The sequence below is a fragment of the Rhodococcus gordoniae genome (assembly GCF_001646655.1).
Taxonomy (GTDB): domain Bacteria; phylum Actinomycetota; class Actinomycetes; order Mycobacteriales; family Mycobacteriaceae; genus Rhodococcus; species Rhodococcus gordoniae.
The window spans coordinates 1-9,205 of sequence record NZ_LPZN01000063.1; the positions used below are offsets into that span (position 1 = coordinate 1).

Genomic DNA, 9,205 nt, shown 5'->3' on the forward strand with positions numbered 1-9,205 from the left:
GTCGTCGATCGCGGCCGCGAGCTCACCCTCGGGCTTGTCGCCACCCTCGGGGGAGAGGTTGTTCCAGAAGACGGAGTGGTTGGTGTGACCACCCAGGTGGAAGGCGAGGTCCTTCTCGAGCTTGGTCGCCTGCGCCGCCATGGTGCCGTTGTCGCGGGCCTCGGCCAGCTTCTCGAGGGCGGTGTTCGCACCGGCGACGTAGGTGGCGTGGTGCTTCGAGTGGTGCAGCTCCATGATCTTCGCCGAGATGTGCGGCTCGAGCGCTGCGTAGTCGTAGGGCAAGTCCGGAAGTGTGTATTCAGCCACGAAGGGTCCCTTCTTCACCGGGCCGTCCGGCCCGTGCAGTTATTCCGTACCTTTTCGGGTTTCCACCCAAACCCATAACTACACCGTCCGCAACATTCGCCGTAATGCGGACACGGCCGGACCCCGACTGTGGCGTAGAGCACCCGACACGGGCGACGCCTCCGGACAACGGCTCCCACCAGCGGAAACCGTCGTACGACGGGACCGTCGGCAACCACCGCGTGAACGGGACCTTAACATTGGCGCGTGTTTCGGCCCTTCCTGAACGAACCGACACGCGGGGCCGACGCACCGCGTGTGGACCTCCCGGGCGTCGACCTCGTCCGGTTCGTCGCGGTCGCGGCCGTGCTCTACTCCCACATCGCCTTCTATCTGATCGACGACCTCGGTACGGGCTGGTGGGGCATCGACCTCACGTACGAGGTGCTCGTCGAGGGCGCCGGACTCAATCAGCATCTGTCGTCCGTGGGCGTGACGGCCTTCATGATGCTCACGGGCATGCTCGTCACCCGGTCCGCGATCCGTCAGGACCGGCGGAAGTTCCTGATCGCCCGGGCCGCGCGCCTCCTGCCGGCCTTCTGGGTGTCGATCCTGGCCGCGGTCGTGCTCGTGTGGCTGGGCATCAACGGCACCTTCAGCGGCCACACCACCGTGTCCGTCTCCGAGGCGTTCCTGTCCTTCTTCCTCGGCGCGTTCTTCCTGAAACCGCAGGTGATCGTGCTCGGCGTGGTGTGGACGCTCGCCGCGCAGATCTCCTTCTATCTGTGGTGCGTGGCGGGACGGTCGCTGTTGCGGACGGCGCCGGTGGCGGTGCCGATGCTCGGTGCCGTGCTGTGCATGCTCGTGCTCCTCTACAACCTGTACGTGCCCGAGCCGTACACGGTGCCGTTCCTGTCGAAGATCGCGTCGACCCTGCCGACCCTGTTCCTCGGGCAGATCGTGTACTTCGGCTGGGCGGGGCTGATCTCGCTTCGCGCACTGCTGGCGGCGCTGTTCGCGCAGATCGCGACGATCGTGATGGCGACGGACATCAACGTCTACTGGTCGGGCAGCCGCTACCTGTGGACGGTGACGGTGGTCTTCGCAGCGGTCGTGCTGGTCGCGCGGTACGACGGCCGCTTCGCGCGCTCGGCCGTCGTCTCCTGGGTCGCGACCCGCAGCTACTGCATCTACCTGACCCACACGCTCGTGATGTACCGGATCTACGAGAACACCGTGGGCATCGTCGGCACGACCACGGCGATCGCGCTCCTCCTGATCGGCTGCGGTCTCGTCGCCGAAGTGCTGTACCGCGCCGTCGAGGTCCCGGCCGCGCAGTGGATCAAGAACCGCTGGCTGGCGCCGAAGCGGGCCGCCTCCGACGAACGGACCGCCGCTCCGGCACGCGCGTAGCATCGGGTCATGTCCTGGTTCGACGAGATCCTTGCCCGTGCAGGTTCGAAGTCGCAGATGGTGGGGCGCGAGGATGCCCTCCCCGGTCGCGCCGAACCGCTGCCCGTCCCCGAGACCCATTACGTCAACGGCAATCGCATCGTTCCCCCGTTCCCCGAAGGTATGCAGACCGCAGTCGTCGGTATGGGTTGTTTCTGGGGCGCCGAGAAGGAGTTCTGGCAGCTCGACGGTGTCCATTCGACCGCGGCCGGATATGCCGGCGGCTACACGCCCAACCCCACCTACGAGGAGGTGTGCTCCGGCCGGACCGGGCATACCGAGGTGGTGCTCGTCGTCTTCGACCCCAAGGTGATCGGGTACGACCGCATCCTGCAGCAGTTCTGGGAGAACCACGATCCCACCCAGGGCATGCGCCAGGGCAACGACCACGGCACCCAGTACCGTTCGGCGATCTACACCTACGACGAGACGCAGATCGAGGTCGCCGAGGCCACCGCCGAAGCCTTCGGCAAACGCCTCGCGGACGCCGGTTACGGGGAGATCACCACGGAGATCGCACCGCTGACGCAGTTCTACTACGCCGAGGACTATCACCAGCAGTACCTCGCGAAGAACCCCGGCGGGTACTGCCCCGTGCATGCCACCGGAGTGAGCTGCCCGGTGGGTCTCGGCGCCTGACAGCGCCAGACGGTGTCGCGCACCACATCTCCCCTCACATCGTGAGTGTGAGATGTGCTGGCGTTCCTTGAACTTCCCAGAGAGCAGACGCATCCTGGGAAAAGGGATCATTCCAGAGGGGGAAGGGACGGCGTGCCGGTATGACGACCAGAGCGGGGTACCTGCGGCGCACACGGCGAAGTCTGCGCAGGCGGGATCCGCTCGTGCGTCGCACCGACAGGCTCGAGGCACGATGCTTCACCCTGATGGTCGCCGTGATGGCGCTCCTGATCCCCGTCGCGGTGTGGGTGTCGGCCACCATGTGGAGTTCCCAGCTCGAACTCTCCGAGAAGCAGAACGCCGAACGCGTCGCCGTGACGGCAGTCCTCGACGCCGACGCCTCGGGCGATCCCTCCGGCTGGGGTGAGACCGTGAAGATTTCCTCCGCCCCCGCGACCTGGGGATGGGGCGACGAGACGCGTCAGGCCCTCGTGCAGGTCGACAGCCTGGCGACCGCGGGTAGCGAGGTTCCCGTCTGGGTCGATGCGAGTTCCGGGGAATACACGCAGCCCCCGCTGACCACCTCCGCCGCGAAGTTCTCCGCGGTGCTGTCCGGGGTGTCGCTGTGGACGTTCTCGTTCGTCGCCGTGGCCGGACTGTTCGCGCTCGCGCACTGGCGGCTCGAGGTGCGCCGCAGCCGCGAGTGGAGCCGGGACATCGAAGCGTTCCTCGGCTCCACCAGCAGCCACTGAGCAGCCGGAGTCACCGGCCCCGCTACAGGTCCGCGACCGCAGGCATGACCTCGCTCGCCACCAGTTCGAGGTGTTCGAGATCGGCGAGGTCGAGGACCTGTAGGTAGATGCGCTGCGTCCCGGCTTCGGCGAAGGTGCGGATCGTGTCGATCAACTCCTGCGGTGTGCCCGCGAGCCCGTTCTCCCGCAACTCGTCGACCTCTCGGCCGATGCGTGCCGCACGACGGGCGATCTCGTCCTCGTCCCGGCCGCAGCACAGCACGAGTGCGTTCGAGTAGATCAGTTCCTCGGGGTCGCGTCCGGCTTCCCGGCAGGCAGAGCGCACGCGCTCGAACAAGGTCTTCGTCTCGTCCAGCGATGCGAACGGCACGTTGAACTCGTCGGCGTAGCGTGCCGCGAGTGCCGGCGTGCGCTTCTTGCCCGCCCCGCCCATGACGATCGGCGGGTGGGGACGCTGATACGGCTTGGGCAGCGCGGGGGACTGCTCGATCCGCACGTGCTCGCCCTCGTACGAGAAGGTCTCGCCCACCGGCGTGTCCCACAGGCCGGTGATGACGGCGAGGGACTCCTCGAGGCGGTCGAACCGCGTCTTCAGATCGGGGAAGGGGATGCCGTAGGCGAGATGCTCCTCCTCGAACCAGCCGGCTCCGAAGCCGAAGTCCACGCGTCCGCCGCTCATGGCGTCGACCTGCGCGACGGAGATCGCGAGCGGACCGGGATGCCGGAAGGTCGCCGAGGTGACGAGCGTGCCGAGGCGGATCGTCGACGTGTCGCGGGCGAGACCGGCCAGGGTGATCCACGCGTCCGTGGGCCCGGGCAGCCCCTCGACGTTCATGGCGAGGTAGTGGTCGGAGCGGAAGAACGCGCCGTAACCGAGTCGTTCCGCGGTCTGCGCGACGGCGAGGAGATCGTCGTAGGTGGCGCCCTGCTGGGGTTCGGTGAAGATACGCAATTCCATGAACCGATCATTCCAGCGTCGGACGCGACGCGGTGTACCGGTGCGTCGGCCGTCCGCTGTGAGATGTCTCGAGAGTGATTGTCCATGCATGGATAGACCTGTTGATGAACCTGTGGAAATTGTGGATAACTCCAGCGGATGGGGTTGGTGGGGAGCACGGGGGCGGGCCCTCAGGTCCCACCCGCAGAACCGGATCGGTACGACCACGCCCACATCGGCTCACGGCGCGTGCCACTATTGAGACGTGAGCTTTTCCGACGTGCCCACCGTGTCGGTCGACCTGGTACCCGAACCGGGCGATGAGGTCGTCCTCCTCGACGTCCGCGAGGACGACGAATGGGAACTCGGACACGCCCCCGGCGCGCTGCACGTTCCGCTCGCCGACGTGCCCGCCCGCATCGAGGAACTCGACCCCGACGCCGAGATCTACGTGATCTGCAGGCAGGGCGGCCGCTCCCTCGGAGCGGTCGAATACCTGGCCCGCCTCGGGTACGACACCTTCCAGGTGGCGGGCGGCATGGTGGCGTGGCAGAAGCACGGACTTCCGCTCGTCTCCGAGCGCGACGAACCGGCGAAGATCTATTGATGTCGGCCTATCAGATCTGTGTGCGCTGTGAGAATCGCTGGCCCGTGACCTATCAGCCGCGGCAGTGGTGCCCGGCCTGCCGCGGTGTGCTGCTCTCGCCCGTCGCCCCCGACGGATCGGTTCCTCCCTCGCGCCGCAACTTCCGCTGGGTCGCGCGCCCCGCGGGTGGTCTTCCGACCACCGGACAGACGTCGCAGCCGCAGCCCCGCCCGGAGTCCGGGACACCGTCCTACCGCGAGATGCCGCGCTGGGGACTGCTCGATCCGCTCCCGGCCGACGACCACGACGAACCCGGCCGCGCCGACATCGCCGCCGACCTCGCACCGACGCTGCTCGTCGGCACCGCCGTCGTCTTCGGTCTCGCGGCGGTCGCAGAAGCCGTCCGGTACGGGTTGTTGTTGTTCAACCGCACCCGGCTCGTCGACCCACTCGTGCTCGCGGTGTCGGATGCCGCGGTGTGGGCGACCCAGGTCGTCGGTCCGGTCGTGGCACTGGCCGCGGCGGTCGCGTCCGGACTCCGCCTCATCGACCTGCGCCGGCGTGTCTACGCCGAGCGAGGTCTCGCCGACTCGCGTTCGCCGCTGTCCATCCTGGCGGGGCTCGTCGTTCCGGGCCTCAACCTGGCGATGCCCGGTGTCTTCCTGATCGAGATCGCCGACCGCGACCCCCGGTTGCTCCGCGCGATCCGCACCTGGTGGGTGCTGTGGGTGGTCGACGCTGTGCTCGTCGTGGCGCTCCTCGCGTGGCGTCAGCGCGACACGCTGCAGGCCCGCGCCGACGGTGTTCTGTTCACCGCAGTTCTCGCGGTGCTCGGGGCGGTCGTCGCGCTCGCGACCCTGCACGTGCTGCGCCTGTTCGACGACGCCGACCTGTGGGGACGGCCGTTGCGCCGTCGTCGGTTCACCCAGGCGACCGGCCCGGCCGCATCGCCGATCGCACCGATCGTCCCCGCCGCCGTCGCCCGCGAGCGGGAGCAGGTCGAGGCCGACGCTCGGGAAGAGCACGCCGGACCCGCGGAACGAGTCGAGGACGAGGAGCGCGCCGAGGCGGTGGCGCCGTGACCCGCAGTGCGCACCCACGGGTCGTCGCGCATCGCGGTGCGTCGGCCGCGCTCCCGGAACACACGATCGGGGCGTACGAACTCGCGTTGAAGGAAGGTGCCGACGGCGTCGAATGCGACGTGCGGCTCACCCGCGACGGCCACCTGGTGTGTGTGCACGACCGCACGATCGACCGGACGTCGAACGGCACCGGTGTCGTCAGCGAGATGACACTCGACGAACTGGCACAGTTCGATTACGGACGGCCCGGCGAACCTGCCGGCCTGCTCACCCTGCGGCAACTGCTCGAACTCGTCATGGACTTCACGAGCGTCCCGGTGAAGGTCTTCGTCGAGACCAAGCATCCCGTCCGCTACGGCGGCCTCGTCGAAAACACACTGCTCGCCGAGCTCGCACGATTCGGTCTCGCGACTCCGGCCTCCGCCGACTTCTCCCGGGTGGTGGTGATGTCGTTCGCGGCCGGTGCCGTCTGGCGCATCCGCCGCGCCGCGCCGCTGCTGCCCACCGTGCTGCTGGGAGAGACGTCGCGCTACCTGCGGGGGAGCGCCGCCACCACCGTCGGCGCGACCGCCGTGGGACCTTCCATCGCGACATTGCGTGAGCACCGCGACCTCGTCGACCGGGCGGCCCTGTCCGGCCGGGCAACCTACTGCTGGACCGTCGACGACCCCGCCGACGTCGAGTTGTGCCGTGAACTGGGCGTGGGGTGGGTCGCCACGAACCACCCGGGCCGCACCAAGCTGCAACTCGACGCCGCGTTCGACCGATGAGCACCCTCGTCGAGTCCCGCGACCTCGGCATCGCGATCCGGGTCGCCGTGTAGGTTGACGCCGTGGCCAAGAAGAGCAAGAGAAACAGCGGACCCAAGCCCGGCAGCAATCGCGCCGCGAAGCTCGAGCAGCGCCGGCTCGAGCGGGAAGCTGCGGCCGCCGCGACGTCCCGGCCCTTCGAAGGACTCGCCTTCGAATGCGATCTCGTGGCGCTGCGCGAGTTCGTGCCGTCGGCCCTCGTGGAGCTGCCCGCGGCCGAGGACGGCCGCCGCGTGGTGGGTGCGACCATCCTTCCCGGCGGGGTTGCGGCACTGGTCCGCGAGGAGAACGGTGCGCCGGTCGCGTACGTCGGCCTGCAGCTCGCCGCCGGCTTCGGCCCCGATCCGGCGGGCGAACTGGCCGCGGCCCTGCACTGGGCGCACACGGCCGAGCCGGGATCGTCGCTGCAGGTCGCGAACGTCGACGACGACACCCCGCCGCTGGCGGACCTGATCGACCCGGCGGTCGTGCCGGCGATCACCGTCCACAACGACTTCGACTGGTGGATCCCGGCGGGGGTCGAACCGAGCGCCGAGATCGCCCACACCGTCAAGCACGCGAACGAGGCCGTGCTGCCGTCGGCGCGGCTCGAAGGCGACGGCCTCCGCGGCGCGTGGTGGGTCGATCCGGGCGAGAAGGCGCACCTGCGGTGGGTGCGACCCGAGGACGAGGACGCGCTGATGGCCGCGTTGTCGCGCGTGCATGCGGCGGGTGGCCTGCACCTCGGTGAGGGATCGCGGTTCGCCGGTTCGTTCCGCACCCACGGCCTGCTGGTGCCGGTGTTCGATCTCGACCGCGACAAGCACCCGGACGAGTGGGTCGCCCCGACCATCGAGTTCGGCCGGCGTCTCGACGAGGCCCTGGCCGTGGACGACCCGCTCACCGCCGCCGAGCGACGGTCGCGCGACGGTCTGCGCAGCCGTCAGGTCACCCTGCGCTGACCATCCCTGCGCCGATCTTCCGGCGAGAGCACGAAGGCCACCTCCCGCGGGAGGTGGCCTTCGTCGTTCCGGGTGGGCTGTCCCCGGATGGAGAAACGGTCAGATGGCGCCGCCGGCGGCGAGCGGGGCGTTGTCGCGCGGTTCGTTCGGCTTCGAGTTCAGCTCGCGGGCCACGAAGTCCTCGAGGTTGAAGAGGTTCTCGCCGGCCCGATCGGCCACGGTCAGCAGGGTCGTCATCGTCGCGACCTCCTCGACCTGTTCCTGCAGGAACCACTGCATGAACTGCTCGCCGAGATAGTCGCCCTCGTCGCGCGCGGTGCGGGCGAGCTCGACGATCTGATCGGTGACCTTCTTCTCCTGGGTGAGGGCCAATGCGATCGGCTCGCGGGCATCCTCGAACATCGACTGCACCGCGTCGACTCCCGTGAGGTCGACGGCCATGTCGCGGTCCAGGAAGTACTGGACGATCATCATGGCGTGGTTGCGTTCCTCGACGGCCTGCGCGTAGAAGTGCTTCGCCAGCTGTGGGAGATCGGCATTGTCGTAGAAGACCGCGACGGCGATGTACTGATGCGACGCCGTGAACTCGTGGCGGATCTGGTCGTGCAGCAGCGTGTGGAACTTGGTCTTGGTCATCTCGCCCATCGTTGTCATGATCACGACGTTAATGCAGGTCAGCGACCTTTTCATCCAAGCATTGGCTACCCTTGCGCTTCGCAGTGTCGGCTACCCTACGGGAAATTCGGACAGCCTTACCCAAGATCGAGATCTCTTCTCGGGGCCGTGTCAAGGGGCCGGGGCGAGAAGGTCCGGCGGGATCGGATCGCCCTCCGAGATCGCTCCGAAGAACGGTACGGCACGCTCGCGGTCCCACAGCAGGACGTTGCCGATGCCGTAGACGTCGTCGAATCCGCCCACCGGAACGGTGGTGGTGACCGTCTCGCCGCGCATCGCCCACGCCAGTCGTGCGAGGTTCCACAAGTGGTCGCCGTCGTCGACCCGCATCGACCCGGCCGCACCGGACATCAGCGACCACGCCCGGAAGGGGTTCAGGAAGGTGCCGGGGCTCGTCGCCTTGCTCAGCAGCGCCGAGAGGAACAGACGCTGGTTGTTCATCCGGTCCAGATCGGCGAGCGGGGTCGCGCGCGTGCGGACGAAGCCGAGTGCCTGCGGTCCGGTCAGCTCCTGGCATCCTGCTTCGAGCCTGAGCCCGGCGAGCGGATCGTCGATCGGGTACGGCACGCAGAGGTCGACCCCGCCGACCGCATCGACGATCGACGCGAACCCACCGAAACCGATCTCGGCATAGTGGTCGATGTGCACACCGGTCGCGCCCTCCACCGTCTGCACGAGTAGTTGCGGCCCGCCCAGCGCGAAGGACGCGTTGAGTTTGTCCTGACCGAAGCCCGGCACGCTCACGTAGGAGTCGCGGGGCAGGGAAACCATCGTCGTCGCGCCCCCACCGGGCGGGATGTGGACGAGCAGGACGGTGTCGGTGCGGTCGGCCCCGACCTCCCCGCCGGTCGCGAGTTCCTGTTCCTGCTCGGGGGTGAGGCCCACCCGGCTGTCGGAACCGACGAGCAGCCAGTTCGTGCCGGGAGTGTCGCCGACGCGACCGTCGTAGTCGGCCAGCGCGTCGACGCGCGCGAGCTTGCCGTCGAGGTAGACCATGCTCGCGCCCATGGCGACGACGAGCACGACCGCGACGATCGCCAGTCGCCGCAGGATGCGCCGGGCACCGAG

10 protein-coding genes and 1 pseudogene are annotated in these 9,205 nt (G+C 68.5%); 7 read left to right on the forward strand and 4 right to left on the reverse strand.

The window, feature by feature from the left end:
* Positions 1–306, reverse strand: a pseudogene (locus tag A8G18_RS19710) (superoxide dismutase); the annotation flags it as partial.
* 297 nt (positions 307–603) lie between these two features.
* On the opposite strand from A8G18_RS19710, the gene A8G18_RS19715 reads away from it, so the two are divergent.
* The 3 genes from A8G18_RS19715 to A8G18_RS19725 all read left to right on the forward strand — a co-directional run bounded on the left by A8G18_RS19715 (position 604) and on the right by A8G18_RS19725 (position 3,107).
* The gene (locus A8G18_RS19715) at positions 604–1,698 is read left to right on the forward strand and encodes an acyltransferase family protein (RefSeq protein ID WP_064065211.1); all 1,095 of its coding nucleotides are present in this window, start codon (positions 604–606) and stop codon (positions 1,696–1,698) included.
* A gap of 9 nt (positions 1,699–1,707) precedes the next feature.
* Entirely contained in the window at positions 1,708–2,376 is a 669-nt protein-coding gene (gene msrA / locus A8G18_RS19720) for a peptide-methionine (S)-S-oxide reductase MsrA (protein ID WP_064065212.1), read from the forward strand.
* Between the two features lie 140 nt (positions 2,377–2,516).
* Positions 2,517–3,107, forward strand: a complete 591-nt coding sequence (locus A8G18_RS19725) for an Rv1733c family protein (protein ID WP_245959022.1) — start codon at positions 2,517–2,519, stop codon at positions 3,105–3,107.
* Between the two features lie 22 nt (positions 3,108–3,129).
* On the opposite strand, the gene A8G18_RS19730 is transcribed toward A8G18_RS19725, so the two are convergent.
* A complete protein-coding gene (locus A8G18_RS19730; RefSeq protein ID WP_064065214.1) occupies positions 3,130–4,065 on the reverse strand; it encodes an LLM class F420-dependent oxidoreductase in 936 nt (311 codons plus the stop codon).
* A gap of 259 nt (positions 4,066–4,324) precedes the next feature.
* Between A8G18_RS19730 and A8G18_RS19735 the strand changes: the two genes are divergently transcribed.
* From A8G18_RS19735 to A8G18_RS19750, 4 genes are all read left to right on the forward strand, one after another.
* Entirely contained in the window at positions 4,325–4,651 is a 327-nt protein-coding gene (locus tag A8G18_RS19735) for a rhodanese-like domain-containing protein (RefSeq protein WP_016932133.1), read from the forward strand.
* Positions 4,651–5,712, forward strand: a complete 1,062-nt coding sequence (locus A8G18_RS19740) for a DUF4328 domain-containing protein (protein WP_064065215.1) — start codon at positions 4,651–4,653, stop codon at positions 5,710–5,712. Before A8G18_RS19735 ends, A8G18_RS19740 begins: the two co-directional genes overlap by 1 nt.
* Positions 5,709–6,482: a glycerophosphodiester phosphodiesterase gene (locus tag A8G18_RS19745; protein WP_016932131.1), complete on the forward strand. Its 774-nt coding sequence runs from the start codon at positions 5,709–5,711 to the stop codon at positions 6,480–6,482. The genes A8G18_RS19740 and A8G18_RS19745 overlap by 4 nt, the downstream gene beginning before the upstream one ends.
* A 62-nt stretch (positions 6,483–6,544) precedes the next feature.
* Positions 6,545–7,462 carry a DUF5926 family protein gene (locus A8G18_RS19750; protein ID WP_064065216.1) on the forward strand — a complete coding sequence of 306 codons (918 nt, stop codon included), beginning with the start codon at positions 6,545–6,547 and terminating at the stop codon, positions 7,460–7,462.
* Positions 7,463–7,561: 99 nt separating this feature from the next.
* Here A8G18_RS19750 and A8G18_RS19755 read toward each other — a convergent pair whose 3' ends face one another.
* On the reverse strand, positions 7,562–8,107 hold the full coding sequence (locus A8G18_RS19755; RefSeq protein ID WP_016932129.1) for a ferritin: 546 nt from the start codon (positions 8,105–8,107) through the stop codon (positions 7,562–7,564).
* Between the two features lie 141 nt (positions 8,108–8,248).
* The coding region (locus tag A8G18_RS19760) for an LCP family protein (RefSeq protein WP_483414367.1) at positions 8,249–9,205 on the reverse strand (957 nt) is incomplete at its 5' end.